The sequence below is a fragment of the Geomonas limicola genome, assembly GCF_014193675.1.
Lineage (GTDB): Bacteria > Desulfobacterota > Desulfuromonadia > Geobacterales > Geobacteraceae > Geomonas > Geomonas limicola.
Map to the genome: position 1 here is coordinate 463,291 of NZ_BLXZ01000001.1, position 16,726 is coordinate 480,016.

Below are 16,726 nucleotides of genomic sequence, written 5' to 3' on the forward strand. Positions count from 1 at the left end.
AACGTTCGTCCTGGCGCACAGTAACACAGGACGCCATGCCTACCAAGCAATGGTGACTTCTACTGCGGTCACCTCATCAGTCAATCGGCGCAATTGCCGTTCTCTTATTAACAAATTATTGAATCAGGCAACCTCTTCCTGTATAAGGGAAAAACCGGAAACAGGCAGCGCCCGAAGCCCCCCTAGTAACCACTCCGGTACCATTCTCAGAAGCTACGCATCATGTAACGAGTGGCGACACCACACAGACGTGGGTTACCGTGCTAAAAATTTGAATTTCTGCGCCATTTAGGATAACATCCAGCCCGATTACGGGAAGAGGATATGCCAGAGAGCCCACAGACAACCATCCCGCAGAAGGTATCCAGTGCCACCGCAACAGCGTACCGTACAGCGCTGGCGGCCACCTACAAGGCACTGAAGGCCTACACCTTCTACCCGGAGGGGCATCCCCTCAGGGACCGGATACTTGCGGGCGCACACCAGGCAGTGGCGAGCGCAGCCAAGGGGGGCGCCCTCTCTGTCCTGGTTTCCCGCAACGGGTTCACCTGTGCCGACGGGCGCACCCCGGTCCCCAGCACCCCGATGACCAAGGCCCTGGTCCAGGAGCTCTTCGCCCGCGAGATCCAACGGCTGAACATCCTCGTCGGCGTAACCCTCGCCGATTACCTCAGCTTCCTCTCCCTGCTCTCGCTCGATCCCCCCAGGTTGCTGGCCTCCGGCGGACTCGCCCGGCTCATGCAGCAGCAGGGGATCATCAACATAACTCTCAACGAAATCGATATCAGCGCGGTTTTCACCAAGGTGCGCGGCGAACAGGACGCGGAAGGGGCCGAAGACGGCAGTGCCCCGGGCTCCGGCAGTACCGCTTCGGCCCAAGGCAGCGCCACCCCCGGTTCCGGCAGCGCGTTCGACTACCCGGGAGTCAGCACCGACCGACTGAACCAGCTCTCGGTGAGCGAACTCGTCGAACTGATGGCGCAGGAAACCGATGACGACAAGTACCGCCAGATCGGCCGGATCCTGCTGGTCAAGGTGCAGCCCCTGCGCCAGGAGCGCGACTTCGATGCGCTGTTCTGCGTGCTGGTCGCCCTGCTGGAACAGCACAGCGACCCGACCCGCCTCGAGCCCAGCCGTGACGAGGCGCTGGTCCTGCTGAGGCAGCTAAGCGCTGGAGACCTGACCGAACACCTCTTAGATCACCTGGAGGACGGCGAGTTCACCCAGAAGGAACTGGTCTTCCTGATTCTCAAGACGATCGGGCCCGAGGCAGTCGACCCGGTGATCCGCCGCCTGATCGCGGTCGGACTCAAGGCCGCGCGCCGGACGCTCAGCACTGCGCTGCTGCGTATCGGGGCACCTGCCGAACCTGCACTCATAGCGCTTCTCAAGGATGGCCGCTGGCAGGTAGCCTTGAGCGCCGCCTCCATCCTGGGTGAACTGGGGAGCCGGGAAGCGGTGAAGGGGCTCAGCCAGGCGGCGGTTCAGCACAACGACAGCCGGGTGCGTCTCGAAGCGATCCGGGCCCTGGCGCTGATCGGCGGCAAGGAGGCGAACGTCCAGCTCCTGGCCTTCCTCAACGACCCGAACCCGGCGGTGGCCCAGCACACGGCGTTGTGGCTCGGAAACACCAAGAACGCCCGCGCGGTCGATCCGCTCTGGCAGTTGGTGCAGCGCAGGGACCTGCGCGGCAAGCTCACCCCCCTCAAGAAAGAGGCGCTCCTGGCCATCGGCCGGATCGGCGACCGGCGCGCCCTGGAGCCTTTGGACCACCTGCTGCGCCGCAGGTTCATCCTCTTCCCGGGGCGCTGGAACGAGTTGAAACTGGTCGCCCTGGAGGCGATCGGCACCCTGGGCGGCGAACAAGCACGCCAGTCCCTGTCCCGGACCGCCGAGTTGGGCGGTCACCTGGGACGCGTCGCCTCGGCCGTCCTGGACGCCATGGCCAAAAGGAACACGGAACACCATGAGTGAGATTTCCCCGCAAATTGCGCAGCGGGTCGCCATACTGCTCGCCTCCTCGGTACGCACCGTCATGCTCTACCCCCTGGCACACCCCGCGGTGGGGCAGCCGCTCCAGGAACTTACCGTGATCCTGGGCGAGTTGCTCGAAGAACACGGCCAGCTCCACCTGGGGCAGGTCGAAGGGACCTTCTTCCTCAACAACCGCCTGCTGGTCACCCCTCCCCCCGCCGTATCCGACCTGGCCGAAAGGCTCACCAAGAAGAAGATCGAGGCGCTCACCGTGTTGCGCGGGGTGACCCGGGACGAGCTGTTCGGCTTCGCCACCCTCTTGGGGCGTCGCGAGGTGGGGGTGGAACAGCTACCCGAGGAACTGGAACACAAGGGGATCCGCAGCATCCGGGTCGGTATCGAGCAGGAGGATCAATCAGCTGAGGTGGATGCGGGACTTCCTGCGCGCACCTACCACCAGGCACTGCAGGCGGTAAAGGAAACCATGCGCGAGGTGGAATGCGGGCGCATTCCCAGCGGCCACTACATCAACACGGTGGTCGACAACATGGTGTCGGTCACCATGCGGGATCCCACCACGCTCCTTGGCCTCTCCATGATCAAGGACTACGACAACTACACCTTCAGCCACAGCGTGAACGTGGGGATCCTGGCCCTCAGTCTCGGTTCCTTCCTGGGGATGGCGCAGGAATCGCTGCGCGACCTGAACACCGCGGGTCTTTTACACGACATCGGCAAGACTACGGTGGACAAGGCGATCCTCAACAACCCGGGCAAACTCTCGGCCGAGGAGTTCGAGCAGATGAAGCGCCACGCCGAGGCGGGTGCCGAGATCGTCGGCAAGATGAAAGAGATCAGCCCGCGGGTCGCGGACGCCGTGCTTGGCCACCACATCAGGTTCAACCGCACCGGCTACCCGGAGTGGGCCTGCAACCGGGAATTCAGCGAGTTCACCGAGATGGTGGCGGTCGCCGACTGCTACGATGCCATCACCACGCTGAGGACCTACCAGGTGCCGACCCTCCCCAAGGAGGCGATGGACATCATGCGGCGCCTGGCCGGCACCACGCTGAACGCGCGGCTGGTTGAAGAGTTCGAGAAGATGATGGGAGAATACCCGGTGGGGACCTTGGTCAGGCTGGACAACAACGAGATTGCGCTGGTGGTGAAGCCGCACCCCATGGAGAGCCAGGTGCCGGCGATAAAGGTTGTTATGGACCCGCAGGGGAAGCTTTTAGAACAACCGAGGCTGGTGAGCCTTGCCGAGCAACGCGGGGAACGCTACGCCAGCATCGTCTCGCCGGTGGACCCCCTTTTGAAGAACATCGACGTCGCGGGCTACCTGCTCGCCTGAAACTCGAGCTTCTGCGGACCAGAAAAGCCGATCAGCGCCCCCGGCGTCACCCTGGCCGTGCTCCCCGGCAGGGTGAAGTAGATGGTGGCACCCTCGTCCACCGCCCCTTCGGCCCAGACCCGCCCCCCGTGGCGCTTGACGATACGCTTCACCGTCGCAAGCCCGATGCCGGTTCCCTCGTACTCCGGCCCGTGCAGCCTCTGGAAGGCGCCGAAGAGCTTGTCCCGGTACGCCATGTCGAAACCGACCCCGTTGTCGCGCACGAAGTAGACCGCTTGGTCCCCCTCCCCGTCTCTCCCCACCTCGATCCTGGCCGCATTGCGTGTCTTGGTGTATTTCCAGGCATTGTCCAACAGGTTCACCAGTGCCTGGTGCAAGAGCACCCGGTCCCCGTGCACCACCAGTTCCGTGGCCACCTGAAACTCCACGCGTCGCTCAGGCTCCACATTTTGCAGCCGCCGACAGATCTTCCAGACCATTTCGCTTAGATCGACACTGCTCTTCTGCATCTGCGAGCGCCCGATCTTGGAGAGTTCGAGCAGGTCATCGATGAGTTGCCCCATGCTGCGACTGGAACTGCGAATCCGCTCCAGGTAATCGCGCCCCTCGGGAGGGAGGTGGGCCGCGCACTCTTCCACGAGAATCGCGCTGTAGCTGTTGATGTGACGCAGCGGCGCGCGCAGGTCGTGGGATACCGAGTAGCAGAAGGCCTCCTGCTCCTTGATGGCGGCTTCCAGGCGCAGGGTGCGCTCGGTCACCCGGAGGTCAAGCTCGGCGTTCAAAAGGCGGATTTCCTCCTCCACCCGCCGGCTGTCGGTTACGTCCCGGGAGATCCCGAAGACCCCGACGACTCGGCCGTCTTCATCGCGCAGCGGCCCCTTGGTAGCATGCACCACCACGGTCTGTCCGCCGCCGTTGGTCAACTGGTGCTCGGGATGGCAGATGGCACCGGTGCGCAGGATCTCCCGGTCCAGCTCAGTAATCTGCCTAGCCTCATCGGCGCGGAACAGGAACCAGTCGTCCCGCCCCAGGATCTCCTCCACTGACTTACCGGTCAGCTGAGCTGCCGCCGAATTGATGAGGATGTAGCGACCCTGGGCGTCCTTGGCATAGATACAATCGGAGGTCCCGTCGATGATGGAATGCAGCAGCTCGCGGTTTTGGCGCAGCGATTGCTCCGCCTCCACCCGTTCGGCGATGCTCTGTTCGAGATCCGCGTTCGCGGTTTTCAGGTCGCGGTGTTCACGGTCGTAGCTCGAGAGCAGTGACCCGAGCATGATGGAGCAGGAAGTGCCGGTGAGCCCGATGGCAATCATCAGGTCGATGAGACGCGACGCGCTGCCGGGATAGCCGATTATCCACTCGGGATGGAGGTACTCAGCCAGGAGCAGGAGCGCGATGTCGCCCATGGCGGCGGCAAGGCAATACCAGCGTTCACGGCCGCGGAAGAATATGAGGGCGTAGACGAATCCGGTGAAGTAGAAGAAGGGAATACTTCCTTGCGACCCGTTCACCCCGAACCAGCAGAGGCTCAAGTCGACCAGGTAACAAAGAAGCAGGGTCTTGCGCAGGTAGCGCCCCCGGCGGGCTTGCCGGTACAGGACGAGGGCGCACAGGCCGAAAGCGACGTCGAGAATGACGATGTGACGCGGCAGATCGATGGTAAAATCTATCGGCGCGATGACTAACAGACTAAGGAGGGCTGCGCACAGACACAGCAGCCGGAAAAGACTCTGTTCCATATCGCGCTCTTTCAGTGATCGCGGCTCGGGTCTTTCACTCATGACAGCACTACCCCGCAGGTTCGACCTGGCTGCCATAGCACAACCGAAATTCAGAGTTGCCATGACAACCTGAAGGTGAAGTAACTCAAAGCCACTTTTGATGTACCACATGAAATTACTTTTACAAAGCTAATTTTTATCCCCTACGAGAAAATCCCCCCAAATCGCGCAAATCACCTACTACTCCGTAGGCTTTCCCTTACTTTATTCCAAAAATATCAGAGATTGTCGCAAGTTGTAACGTTATGCACCTCCGTATTCCTGTTGCCCATTCGCCCCCCGCCGGGCTATACTTCCCCTTGACCTGGCAGGAGCGGAGACATCTCATGAGTTCACCGATACAGGACAGTTTTCATCCCCTTATCAGGAGTTGGTTCGCCGCAACCCTCGGTAACCCGACCGAGATTCAGCTGCGCACCTGGCAGGAGGTGATGCAGCGCCGCCACGTGCTGGTGAGCGCACCGACCGGCAGCGGCAAAACGCTCGCCGCCTTTTTGTGGTCCATCAACCAGTTGGTGAGCGGTTCCTGGCCCAGGGGGGCCACCCGGGTCATCTACGTCTCACCGTTGAAGGCCCTCAACAACGACGTGAGGCGCAACCTGCTGGTGCCGCTGGAGCAGCTCAGGGAGCGTTTCGCAGCTGAAAAGGTCCCTTTCCCGCAGTTGCAGGTGGTGACCCGGAGCGGCGACACCCCGGCCGGGGAGCGGCGTCGCATGCTGCGCTCCCCCCCCGAGATACTCATTACCACACCGGAAACCCTCAACATCCTGCTTGCCTCGCGTGGCAGTCGGGAACTTTTGACCGGGATCGAAACAGTAATCCTCGACGAGATCCACGCCGTCGCGGGCACCAAGCGGGGCACCCACCTGATTACTGCCGTGGAGCGGCTCACCCTGCTAAGTGGCGAGTTCCAGCGCATCGCCCTGTCGGCCACGGTGCGCCCGCTGGAGCCGGTGGCGGAGTTCGTGGGGGGCTACGAGGAGCACCACGGCAGCTACCGCAGGCGTCCGGTCGCCCTGGTGCGCGGGGAGCGGACCAAGCGCTTCGAGCTCACGGTGAGCGCACCGGAGGCATCCCGCGAGGGAGACCGGGAGCTCTGGCCCCGCCTGGCGGCACGTTTTGCCGAGATCATCGCCGCACAACGCTCCACCCTGCTCTTCGCCAACAGCCGGCGCACCACCGAGCGGGTGACCCGGCTCATCAACGAACAGGCCGGGACCGAACTCGCCTACGCCCACCACGGTTCACTCTCCCGGGAGATCCGGCTTGCGGTCGAGGAGCGCCTGAAGCGGGGCGAGTTGAAAGCGATCGTGGCGACCAACTCGCTGGAGCTCGGGATCGACATCGGCCAGCTCGACTCGGTGGTGCTGATCCAGACGCCGCGCTCCATCTCCTCGGCCATCCAGCGCATCGGCCGCTCGGGGCACGGGGTCGGCGAGGTGAGCCGCGGCCGCCTGTTTCCCACCGTCGGCCTCGATTTCGTCTCGGCCGCCGTGATGGCTCGCGCCATTGCCGACGGCGAGATCGAGGAACTGCACCCCGTCGAGGCCCCCCTCGACCTGCTGGCACAGCTCATCCTTTCCATGGCGCTCACCGAGCCCTGGGACCTGGACGAGCTCTACGGCTTCCTGAAAACGAGCTACCCGTACCGGCACCTCTCCCGCGCCCAGTTCGACCTGGTGATCGGCATGCTCGAGGGGCGCTATGCCGACTCGCACATCCCGGAGTTGCGCCCGCGCGCCAGCGTGGACCGCCTGGAGAACACCATCGCCACCCGCCCTTCCCTGTCACTGCTCATCTTCCTGCAGGGAGGCACCATTCCGGAGCGCGGCTACTTCGACCTGCGCCTGAAGGAGAGCGGCGCCAAGATCGGGGAACTCGACGAGGAGTTCGTTTGGGAGCGCCGCCTGGGGGAGACCTTCGCCCTGGGCGCCCAGGTCTGGCAGATCACCGAAATCGGACACTCGGCGGTGCAGGTGGTCCCGGTCGCCCAGAGCCACCAGGTCATCCCGTTCTGGCGTGCTGAGGAACTGGACCGGGATTTCTACTACTCGGAGAAGCTCGCCCTCTTCCTGGAGCACGGCGCGAGCCTGGCTCCCGACGCCCTGGAGCGCGAACTCACCGAGCGCTACTTCATGGAGGCCGAGGCGGCGCGTGCCCTGGTCGAGTTCCTGATGCGCCAGCGCGAGGCGACCCGGGCCGAGTTGCCGCACCGGCACCACCTCCTCATCGAGGAGTACCACGATCCCAATACCCACGCCGGCGAGCGCCAGGTCATCCTGCATACCCTGTGGGGCAACGCGCTGAACCGCCCCTTCACCCTGGCCTTGCAGGCGGCTTGGGAGAAGACTTTTTCACACCCCCTGCAGGCCTTTTACTCGAACGACGGCATTGCGCTGTTGGTACCGGCTGATACCGACCCGCGTCGCCTTTTGGACCTGGTGCTTCCCGAACAGCTGGAGACGCTTTTGCGCGCCTCCTTGGAGGGGAGCAACTACTTCGGTGCCCGCTTCCGGGAGAATGCCGGACGCGCCCTGCTGCTCCCCAAGAACAACGTGAAGCGTCGCATGCCCCTTTGGCTGAACCGGCAGCGTTCCAAGAAGCTCCTGGCCGCGGTGCAGCGCTACGGCGACTTCCCGGTGCTCTTGGAAACCTGGCGCTCCGCTTTGCAGGACGACTTCGACCTGGAGCATCTAAAGCAGCTCTTGCGGGAGATCAAGGACGGCGAGATCCAGATCACCCGCTGCACCACCAACGCCCCCTCCCCCTTCGCCCACGGACTCATCTGGAACCAGATCAACAGCTATGTCTACCAGGATGACAGCACGGTGCCCAAGGATTCCGGACTGGGGGGCGACCTCTTGAAGGAGCTTGCCGGCCAGGCCCAACTCCGCCCGCGACTTCCTGAGCCACTTATCCGCGAGTTCCTGGCCAAGCAGCAGCGCACGGCACCGGGGTACCCACCAGAGAACACGCAGGAGCTGGTTGATTGGGTTAAGGAGCGCCAGCTGATTCCCGAAACCGAGTGGCACGTCCTTCTCGAGGCAGTGAGCCGGGAGCATGGGCTGGATCCGGCAGACCTGCAGGCGGAACTCGCCAGTCGGCTGGTACGACTGCTGCTTCCCGGTGCGGCGCTGCCGCTCATCTGCGCAGTGGAGCGGCTTCCAGAGCTGGCACGCGGCCTGAGGCGGCACCGGGATGAACTTGGGCTCCTCCCCCTGGTCGAAGAGCCCGCGGCGCACCGGGCCCTGGCGCGCTCCCTGGATAAGGTCGCCGGCTGGCCCGGAGCGGAGGCAGGCACACAGAGCCAGGAACAAGGGGAGTTGGCGGCTACCCGGCTGGTGGGAGCCTTTCTGAGCTACTACGGGCCGGTGCCGGTCGACTGGGTGGAAAAGACGCTGGCGCTGCCGGAACTCGTGCTGGCCGAGGTGCTGCACGAGCTGGAGGAGAGCGGGCTGGTCCTGGTGGACCGGTTCGGGGAGGAGGCACGCAGTACCGAGGTCTGCGACGCAGCGAACCTCGAGGCCCTGCTGCGCATGCTGCGCCGCTCACGGCGGCCGACGTTCCAGGCACTGGAACCTGGCGCCCTGCCCCTTTTCCTGGCCCTGTTCCAGGGGATTGCGCGACCCGGCAGGACGCTCGAGGAGTTGAGGGAGCGGCTCGACCAGTTGCTCGGCCTGCCGCTTGCGGCGAGTCTGTGGGAGCAGGAGGTGCTGCCGGCGCGCCTGGAGCCCTACTTCGGCTCCTGGCTGGACAGCTTGATGCAGAACAGCGACTTGATGTGGCTGGGCTTCGGCGAGCAGCGGCTCTCCTTCGTCTTCCCCGAAGAGCTCGTCCTCTACCGGCAGGACACCGAGACGCAAGGCGAGGATCCGGAGCCCCTGCAGCGCCTGTTCCCGGACCCCAACGGCCGCTACAGTCTCAGCTCTATCTGTCTGGCCAGCGGTATTTCTTCGGCCCAGGCGGCTGCCGAGCTCTGGGAACACGCCTGGCGGGGAGAGGTGAGCAGCGACGGTTTTACCAGCGTGCGCAAGGGGATTCTGACCAAATTCAGCGTGCAGCCCACCCGGGAACGGAGCGGCTTCCGCCCCACCCTCGCCCGGCGCTGGCACAGGGAGCAGGAGGGGACGGGAAACTGGTTCCTGGTGCCGCGAGAAAAGCAGCCCCTTGATCCGCTGGAGCGGGAGGAGTTGAACAAGGAGCGGGTGCGAGTGCTCCTGAACCGCTACGGAGTCCTCTTCAAGGAGCTTTTGCAGCGCGAGCCGGCCACCCTGCAGTGGCGCGCCCTGCTCCGGACGCTGCGCATCATGGAGCTCTCGGGCGAGGTGCTCGCAGGGCACTTCTTCGAGGGGATCCCTGGGCTGCAGTTCGTCTCTCCGGATGCCTTCCGGATGCTCAACGAAGAGTTGCCGCAGGATGTCGTGTACTGGATAAACGCCGCCGACCCCGCATCCTTATGCGGCAGCGGACTGGAAGCTCTGCCGGATCGCCTGCCGCCGCGGCTCCCCTCCACGCACCTGGTCTACCTGGGAACCCGGTTGGTGCTGGTGTCCCGGCGCTACGGTAAAGAGCTTGATTTTCTGGTGGGACCGGATCATCCCAGGGTTAACGAGTACCTGGAGCTGTTCCGGGCGCTCTTAAGCCGCGAGTTCAACCCGGTGAAGCGCGTGGTGGTCGACACGGTGAACGGCGTCCCGGCAGCGACCTCCCCCTACGCCGGCCCCCTCAAGGCCTTCGGCTTCCAGGCCGCCTACCAGGGACTCGAACTGTGGCGGCAGTACTAGGAATGGCGAGTGTTTCGGTGTACAGTCAGGTTAGTCGGGAGGGAGTGAGATGACCGTAAAAGAACTTGAAGAAAAGGCTCTCGGTTTGGGGTGTGAAGAACGGGCGCGGCTGGCGGCACGACTTCTTCTTAGCCTGGAAGAATCGACGGAATCGGATGTGGAGAAACTGTGACAGGATGAAGCGGAACGGCGCCTGGATGCCTACCAAAAAGGTGCCGTTCAGGCGATCCCAGCTGAGGATGTCTTTGCCCGAGTACTCGAAGAGATAAAATGAGGGCAAATTTTTGCCCGAGGCAGCCGAGAAATTTCGTGAAGCCGCCAAATACTATGAGCAGAAAGCCCCCGGCGTTGGATTTACTTTTGTAGCTGAGATCCACCGAGCCGTGGAAATAGCGAAATCCCATCCCTTGTCCGGCAAGGCAATCGGCCGGCACCTGCGTAGCACCCCACTGCATAACTTTCCCTTCTCCATTATCTATGCACCAAATCCGGAGTTGGTTCTTATCGTCGCCGTAGCTCACCAGAGGCGGCGTCCGGGCTACTGGAAACACCGCATCTAATCCAGCCCCCCCCTTTAGTGGCTCTCTCCCCTGAGCAGCAACTGCTCGGCGTCAGTGAAGGCGTGGCTGCGGACCAGCATGGTGCACAAAAGCGAGGTGAGGCCGGAGGAGGCGAAGATCATGGCCATCACCACGAACTGGTAGATCGCGGCGTAGATCGGGCGCGAGCCAGACACGAGCATCCCCGCCATCATTCCGGGGATCCAGACGATCCCCAGCGAGCGCAGCGAATCGATGGCAGGGATCAGGCTGCTCTCGAACGAGCTCTGCACGTAGGGCGCAATACTCTCGTTGGGCTTGGCACCCAGGGCGAGCGCCGTCTCGATCTCCCCGACGTGGGCCAGCACATCGGAGCGGAACCGGTTCAGGGCAAGCCCGGTGGTGTTCATGGCGTTGGCGATCAGCATGCTCCCCACCGGGATGAGGGCAGTAATGGCGGTGTCGATGACCCCCAGAATGGTCATCACGGCGATCACCGAACCGGCGCCGCAGCTGATGGACCAGGCGGCGATCCGGTAGCTCCCGGGGATCCCCTTGGCGCGCTTGGCGGAGATGGCCGCGGCGGCCAGCACCATGGCGACCAGCAGAAAGATGCTGGTCCACTGGGGTCCGCGCAAAAGCGCTACCAGCACCGAGCCGACCGCGACGATCTGAACCAGCCCGCGCAAAAGCGCCACGGCCGCCTCGCTCTCCAGGTGCACCTTGCGCGAGCGGGCCAAAAGGACCACCCCGAAGGCGACCAGCCCGGCTGCTGCCGACTGTGCCAGTCCAAGGTAGAGCTGGTCGGTAAAAAAACGATTAAGCATGGAGCACCTCCCCTACCGTACCGTGCCGCTGCACCCGTCCCTGCTCCAGCACCAGTACCGAGGTTGCCATCCGCTCGGCCTGCGCCACGTCGTGGGTGACCATCACGCAGGTAAGCTCGCGCTCGGCGATGATCTCCTTGAGGAGGCTCTCCACCCCGGACTTGCTCGCCTCGTCGAGCGCGGAGGTCGGCTCGTCCAGAAGCAGCACCGTCGGCTCGTTGGCTAGGGCACGGGCGATGGAGACACGCTGTGCCTCGCCCCCCGAAAGGTGCGCCACATCGTGCTCCAGGTAGCCGGGAAGCCCTACCCGATCCAGAAGTTTCCGGGCGAGCTCCGGGGCCAGTTGCTCGCCGCGCTGTCTCGGTCCGAAACCGAGGTTGTCGTAGACGCTCCCCGGAAAGAGGACGGCACGCTGGGTGACCATGCCGACCCGGCGTCGCAACTCGCTGGGGGGAAGCTGCCGGTAATCGGTCCCCTGCAGGAACACGGTGCCGGAGCTCGGCTCGTCCAGGCGGTTCAACAGGCGCAGAAAGGAGCTCTTTCCCGAACCGCTCGGCCCGACCACTGCCAGCACCTCACCGGCACGAATTTCGACACTCACCCCGTCCACCAGCTTGCGCTCGCCGATTAAGCGGGTAAGCCTCTCCGTCCTCAACACGACGGGCATCATGTTCTCCTTATCGCGTCGCTGAGATCGTGCTTGCGCCGACCTCACCAGCAACCGTTCCCTGGCCATGACCTAGCTCCATCGGCAGCGCATCGAGTCCCAGCCACTCCAGCGCCTCATCGATACTCCGGAAGGTTTTGGTGCTGACCGGGATCTCCTTCGCCTCGCCGAGGTTGTTCAACATCCTGCCGAAGCCGAATGCAAGGGTGGCCTCGGCAACGAAGGCGGTTTTCCCCTCTTCGCGCCCTTGAAGGTTGTCCTTCACGAAGTCCGCAATCCGCCTGAGGTCGCCACCGTTTAACTGCAAGAGAGCGCCTTGCGGTACGATCCATATCACGAATTTGGTAGGTTCACCTTGGTAAAAAAGTCGGAGTTCGTTGAGAACTTCCTCGCAGGTCACAGTACCTTCCAACCTTTTTACAGTGAGGTCCTTGGTACAGAAAGTAGTTATCGACATCTGGGGCAGCCTCTTCAAGAATCTGTTAGCATACCTGCAAGCAGCAACAATCTATGACTGTGAAGTTATATCACAGGATGCCCGGCAATGCAGCCAACGATCGGTCTGAGACAGTATTCGGAAGAATTTAAAGAGAAGAACAACTGAAGGAAGCGCCAAACAGGTTCCTTACCGTTCCGCATCTGGCGTTTTCAGGATGATCAGAACGCAAAAAGGGGTGAGCCTTTGGAGCCCACCCCTGTGTTTTCTGCTACGCTGTCGACAGGTTACTGCTTGGCGAGGAATTCCCGGCCAAACGGGGACATGTCGCGCAGCCGCTTGATGATCGGGGGGAGTTCGCGGATCACGGTGTCGATCTCCTCCTCGGTGGTGAAGCGGGAGAGGGAGAAACGGATCGAGCCGTGGGCACAGGTGAAGGGAACACCCATGGCGCGCAGCACGTGGGACGGCTCCAGAGAGCCGGAGGTGCAGGCGCTGCCGGAGGAGGCGCAAATCCCCTTCTCGGAAAGCAGCAGCAGGATCCCTTCGCCCTCGACGAATTCCATGGCGATGGAAAGGGTGTTGGGGAGCCGGTCGGCCCCGCCGCCATTGATCCGGGTGTTCGGGATGAGGGCGGTCAGCTCGCGCTGCAGGCGGTCGCGCATCTCGCGCACCCGGACGCGCTCCTCTTCCATGTGCACGTGGGCCAGTTCGCAGGCCTTGCCCAACGCGATGAGGGAAGCGGTGTTCTCGGTGCCGGCGCGACGGCCGCGCTCCTGGTGACCGCCGACCAGCAGCGGCCTGAACGGGGTGCCACGACGCACGTAGAGGACGCCGATCCCCTTCGGGGCGTGCAGCTTGTGGCCAGAGAGGGAGAGCATGTCGATGGACGACTCCGCCATGTTGAGCGGGATCTTGCCCACCGCCTGCACGGCGTCGGTATGGAACAGCGCACCGTGCTCCTTGGCGATCTTGGCGGCTTCCTCGATCGGGAAGATGACGCCGGTCTCGTTGTTGGCGTACATGAGCGTGACCAGAGCGGTGTCGTTATCGATGGCCCTCTTCAGCTCTTCGAGGTCCAGACGCCCCTCGCTGTCCACGTTCAGTTCGGTGACCCGATAGCCGCGCTTGGTGAGGTTGCGGCACTGGGTCAGGACCGCCGGGTGCTCGATACGGCTGGTGATGATGTGGCGCTTCTCGGGGAACACCTCAAGCGCCGAGCGGATCGCGGCGTTGTCGCTCTCAGTGCCGCAGGCGGTGAAGACGATCTCGTCCGGGAGGGCGCCCAAAAGCGCCGCCACCCGGCTACGCGCCTCGTCGACCTTCTTCTGCACCTGGCCACCGAAGAAGTGCATGGAACTCGGGTTGCCGTACAGCTCGCAGAAATACGGGCGCATCTCCTCGAAGACTCGCTCGTCCACCTTGGTGGTGGCGTTGTTATCGAGATAGATCTCCTTCATCCCTGAACCTCCTGGACCACGATATCGTTGGAAACCAACTCGCGCAGCTTCTGCTCAACGAACTTGGCGGTGTAGCCGGAAGAGGCGCAGCCGGCGCAGGCCTTGCGGAAGGCGACCTGAACGGTGGCGCCGTCGATGTCGATCAACTCGAGGTCGCCGCCATCGGCCCACAGCTGGGGACGCACCTCGTTCTCCAGCACTTCCTGGATCAGCTGCATTTTTCTCATGTTGGTGAGCTTGACCGGTTTTTCCTGGGCTGCTTTCTTCTCTTCGCCCAGCACCTCGGAAATGAGTTCCTTGATCTTGGGAATGCAACCGCCGCAGGCGCCGCCGGCCTTGGTGAAGTGGGTGACCTGCTCCGCGGTGGTGAGTTTGTTGGACTGGATCACCTTCTTCAGGAAGACGTCGGTGAGCCCGAAGCACTTGCAGACCAGTTGGCCGCCGCCTTCGACGTGGTCGTGGTCATGATCGTGACCGTGGACCGGGGCTTCCACGCCGCGGTACTTGGCTATGGCAACCTCAAGCGCCTCCTGCCCCATGACCGAGCAGTGCATCTTCTCTTCGGGAAGTCCGCCGAGGAAATCGGCGATCTCTTGATTGGTGATCTTCAGCGCCTCTTCGAGGGTCTTGCCTTTCACCATTTCGGTGAGAGCCGAGGAAGAGGCGATGGCGCTGCCGCACCCGAAGGTCTGGAACTTGGCGTCGACGATGCGCTCTTTGCTTTCGTCCAGTTTCAAAAAGAGCTTGAGGGCATCGCCGCAGGCCAGGCTCCCCACCTCGCCGACCGCGTCAGCATCAACTATTTCGCCCACATTCCTCGGGTTGAGGAAATGTTCTTTAACCTTATCAGTATAGTCCCACATAGACCCTCCTCTAATTTGTTCCGGTAATCATAGCGTAAAGATCAAATAAAGAGAACCCCTAAACCGGCCTTGAACTCCAGCAAATCACTGGGGTATCTTGTTTGATCCTCCACCTGCTACCAAGCAATTCCCGTTCCGCGGGAAAGGCGGGATTCAGTATACCCACATGGAGGCACTTCAACAAGACAAAAAAGGACCGAATTGCGAGATAGTGCTACCAACGTCTCGCTTGCTACCCCCGCGGCGGCCTCCAGGGTCCCGTATCTCCAGCCATTTCGGCTGCTCATTTCCGCTCCAGCTGCCTCTTTAAGCGGCACCGTTAACACCAATCGGGGGATCCCGGCGGCCTGCAGAGGCAGGAGGTGGGGTTCACTCTACCGGAACAAAAAAGAGCGGCCCCGACCGCATCCGGTCAAAGCCGCTCCCAATTTACCATCTCGTTACCCGTTACCGCTAGCCGACGATGAACTCCCTACCCGCGGCGGCGAGTGCCTGCAGGCGCTCCTCGCTGGCGGCCTCGCAGTAAAGCCGCACGACCGGTTCGGTTCCCGACTTGCGGAACAGGAGCCAGCTGCCGTCCTCGAGGAGGAACTTGTTGCCGTCCACCGTAATGAGCTGCTTCACCGGCACGCCGGCAAAACTCGCGGGGGTGGCCTTGATCCGCTCCGGGAAAGCCTCTTCCAGCTCGGGCGAAAGCGTGATGTTGACCCGTTTGGTGAGATAGCGCCCGACCTTCTGGTAGAGCTCCTCGAGGAGCACCTTCACCGGTTTTCCTTCATGGGCCACCATCTCGGCCGCCAAGAGGCAGGCGAGGATGCCGTCTTTCTCGGGCACGTGCCCCTTGATGGTGAGGCCGGCGCTCTCTTCGCCGCCGATGATGATCTTGTCCTGGGTGATCAGCTCCCCAATATACTTGAAGCCGACCGGCGTCTCGTACACCGGAACGCCGTGCAGTTTGGCAACGGCGTCCACCAGGTGCGAGGTGGCCACGCTGCGCCCCACCCCACCGGTCATCTTTTTCACCCGGATCAGGTAGTCGAGGAGCAACGCAATGATATAGTTGGGCTCGATGAAACCGCCGTCACCATCCACCACGCCGAAACGGTCGGCGTCGCCGTCAGTGGAGATCCCCAGGGGGATGGCGGGGTCGTTTTTCACCAGGGTGATGAAATCCTGGATGTACTTTTCCGAGGGTTCCGGCGGGAAGCCACCGAAGTAGGGATCGCGGTGGGCGTTGATCTGCACCACCTTCACGCCGTGCGCCTCGAGCGGCTCCGCAAGATAGCCACGGCCGGTACCGTAGAGCGGGTTGACGGCGATGGTCCCGAGCTTCGCGATGGTCCGGAAATCAACCTTCTTCGCCAGGTCGTCAAGATAGGGCTGCATCGGGTCGATCTCTTCCAGGAGCCCGTCAGCCGCGGCCTTTTCCAGGCTGCACTCCTTGTAGCAGATCTCGCCCAGCATCTCGTTGGCGCGCCGCTCGATATCCTTGGTGGTCTCGGGGAGCGCCGGGCCGCCGGAGGAAGGAGAAAACTTGATGCCGTTGTACTCGGGAGGGTTGTGGCTCGCGGTGAAGTTGATGGCACCGGCCGCCTTGCGGCGCAGGACTTCGAAGGCGATGACCGGCGTCGGCGTGTCGCGCGTGCACAGGAAAACTTTGATACCGGCGCCCGCCAGCACCCGGGCGGCTTCCCGTGCAAAGCCCTCACCCATGAAGCGGGAGTCATAGCCGACGATGATTCCCTTGCCGGCCTCACCCGACGCCTTCACGTTGTCGGCAATGGCCTGGGTCACAACTTTCACGTTTTCAAAGATAAAATCCTCGCACAAAATACCGCGCCAGCCCGAGGTGCCAAAGGTGATGCGCTGCATAAAAACCCTCCTAATCTAATGAATGGACCTTTTTGGAAACGACTCGCGGGGGTGAAACTGAGTGTGATCCAGCCCCTACGAAATCGGTCCTAAAATGAGAATTGGTAAAGGTTACTGCATCCCCCTTGGAGAGTCAAGTAACTGCAAAAAAAGTAGAAACATTTTG

General features: G+C 62.7%; 12 protein-coding genes and 1 pseudogene. 6 read left to right on the forward strand and 7 right to left on the reverse strand.

Features of this window, described 5'->3' with window-relative positions:
• Positions 1-324: 324 nt before the first annotated feature.
• Both H7688_RS01920 and H7688_RS01925 read left to right on the forward strand, forming a co-directional pair.
• The gene (locus H7688_RS01920; protein WP_183359335.1) at positions 325-1,974 is read left to right on the forward strand and encodes a HEAT repeat domain-containing protein; all 1,650 of its coding nucleotides are present in this window, start codon (positions 325-327) and stop codon (positions 1,972-1,974) included.
• Positions 1,967-3,328, forward strand: a complete 1,362-nt coding sequence (locus tag H7688_RS01925; protein ID WP_183359336.1) for an HD-GYP domain-containing protein — start codon at positions 1,967-1,969, stop codon at positions 3,326-3,328. Before H7688_RS01920 ends, H7688_RS01925 begins: the two co-directional genes overlap by 8 nt.
• Here the strand turns inward: H7688_RS01925 and H7688_RS01930 are convergent.
• Positions 3,313-5,070, reverse strand: coding sequence for a sensor histidine kinase (locus H7688_RS01930; protein ID WP_183359337.1), 1,758 nt, complete (start codon positions 5,068-5,070; stop codon positions 3,313-3,315). The genes H7688_RS01925 and H7688_RS01930 overlap by 16 nt on opposite strands.
• A gap of 368 nt (positions 5,071-5,438) precedes the next feature.
• Between H7688_RS01930 and H7688_RS01935 the strand changes: the two genes are divergently transcribed.
• The 4 genes and pseudogenes from H7688_RS01935 to H7688_RS01945 all read left to right on the forward strand — a co-directional run bounded on the left by H7688_RS01935 (position 5,439) and on the right by H7688_RS01945 (position 10,456).
• The gene (locus H7688_RS01935) at positions 5,439-9,896 is read left to right on the forward strand and encodes a DEAD/DEAH box helicase (protein ID WP_183359338.1); all 4,458 of its coding nucleotides are present in this window, start codon (positions 5,439-5,441) and stop codon (positions 9,894-9,896) included.
• 49 nt (positions 9,897-9,945) lie between these two features.
• The gene (locus H7688_RS22755) at positions 9,946-10,068 is read left to right on the forward strand and encodes a hypothetical protein (RefSeq protein WP_281379381.1); all 123 of its coding nucleotides are present in this window, start codon (positions 9,946-9,948) and stop codon (positions 10,066-10,068) included.
• 9 nt (positions 10,069-10,077) lie between these two features.
• A pseudogene (locus H7688_RS22865) lies at positions 10,078-10,170 on the forward strand (addiction module protein); the annotation flags it as partial.
• A gap of 10 nt (positions 10,171-10,180) precedes the next feature.
• Entirely contained in the window at positions 10,181-10,456 is a 276-nt protein-coding gene (locus H7688_RS01945) for a type II toxin-antitoxin system RelE/ParE family toxin (RefSeq protein ID WP_183359339.1), read from the forward strand.
• A 14-nt stretch (positions 10,457-10,470) separates the two neighbouring features.
• Here H7688_RS01945 and H7688_RS01950 read toward each other — a convergent pair whose 3' ends face one another.
• The 6 genes from H7688_RS01950 to H7688_RS01975 all read right to left on the reverse strand — a co-directional run bounded on the left by H7688_RS01950 (position 10,471) and on the right by H7688_RS01975 (position 16,560).
• Complete coding sequence (locus H7688_RS01950; protein ID WP_183359340.1) at positions 10,471-11,262, reverse strand: ABC transporter permease; 792 nt, start codon at positions 11,260-11,262, stop codon at positions 10,471-10,473.
• Complete coding sequence (locus tag H7688_RS01955) at positions 11,255-11,929, reverse strand: ABC transporter ATP-binding protein (RefSeq protein ID WP_183359341.1); 675 nt, start codon at positions 11,927-11,929, stop codon at positions 11,255-11,257. The genes H7688_RS01950 and H7688_RS01955 overlap by 8 nt, the downstream gene beginning before the upstream one ends.
• 10 nt (positions 11,930-11,939) lie before the next feature.
• Entirely contained in the window at positions 11,940-12,386 is a 447-nt protein-coding gene (locus tag H7688_RS01960) for a hypothetical protein (protein ID WP_183359342.1), read from the reverse strand.
• A gap of 266 nt (positions 12,387-12,652) precedes the next feature.
• Positions 12,653-13,825, reverse strand: a complete 1,173-nt coding sequence (gene nifS / locus H7688_RS01965; protein WP_183359343.1) for a cysteine desulfurase NifS — start codon at positions 13,823-13,825, stop codon at positions 12,653-12,655.
• Positions 13,822-14,688: a Fe-S cluster assembly protein NifU gene (gene nifU, locus H7688_RS01970; RefSeq protein ID WP_183359344.1), complete on the reverse strand. Its 867-nt coding sequence runs from the start codon at positions 14,686-14,688 to the stop codon at positions 13,822-13,824. The genes nifS and nifU overlap by 4 nt, the downstream gene beginning before the upstream one ends.
• Before the next feature lie 453 nt (positions 14,689-15,141).
• Positions 15,142-16,560 carry a phosphoglucomutase/phosphomannomutase family protein gene (locus H7688_RS01975; RefSeq protein ID WP_183359345.1) on the reverse strand — a complete coding sequence of 473 codons (1,419 nt, stop codon included), beginning with the start codon at positions 16,558-16,560 and terminating at the stop codon, positions 15,142-15,144.
• Between the last annotated feature and the right edge of the window lie 166 nt (positions 16,561-16,726).

Bases quoted from the DNA above. Each gene is read 5' to 3' on its own strand.
- H7688_RS01920 (WP_183359335.1), top strand. From the start codon at position 325: ATGCCAGAGAGCCCACAGACAACCATCCCGCAGAAGGTATCCAGTGCC.
- H7688_RS01925 (WP_183359336.1), top strand. From the start codon at position 1,967: ATGAGTGAGATTTCCCCGCAAATTGCGCAGCGGGTCGCCATACTGCTC.
- H7688_RS01930 (WP_183359337.1), bottom strand. From the start codon at position 5,070: ATGGAACAGAGTCTTTTCCGGCTGCTGTGTCTGTGCGCAGCCCTCCTT.
- H7688_RS01935 (WP_183359338.1), top strand. From the start codon at position 5,439: ATGAGTTCACCGATACAGGACAGTTTTCATCCCCTTATCAGGAGTTGG.
- H7688_RS22755 (WP_281379381.1), top strand. From the start codon at position 9,946: ATGACCGTAAAAGAACTTGAAGAAAAGGCTCTCGGTTTGGGGTGTGAA.
- H7688_RS01950 (WP_183359340.1), bottom strand. From the start codon at position 11,262: ATGCTTAATCGTTTTTTTACCGACCAGCTCTACCTTGGACTGGCACAG.
- H7688_RS01955 (WP_183359341.1), bottom strand. From the start codon at position 11,929: ATGCCCGTCGTGTTGAGGACGGAGAGGCTTACCCGCTTAATCGGCGAG.
- H7688_RS01960 (WP_183359342.1), bottom strand. From the start codon at position 12,386: ATGTCGATAACTACTTTCTGTACCAAGGACCTCACTGTAAAAAGGTTG.
- nifS (WP_183359343.1), bottom strand. From the start codon at position 13,825: ATGAAGGAGATCTATCTCGATAACAACGCCACCACCAAGGTGGACGAG.
- nifU (WP_183359344.1), bottom strand. From the start codon at position 14,688: ATGTGGGACTATACTGATAAGGTTAAAGAACATTTCCTCAACCCGAGG.
- H7688_RS01975 (WP_183359345.1), bottom strand. From the start codon at position 16,560: ATGCAGCGCATCACCTTTGGCACCTCGGGCTGGCGCGGTATTTTGTGC.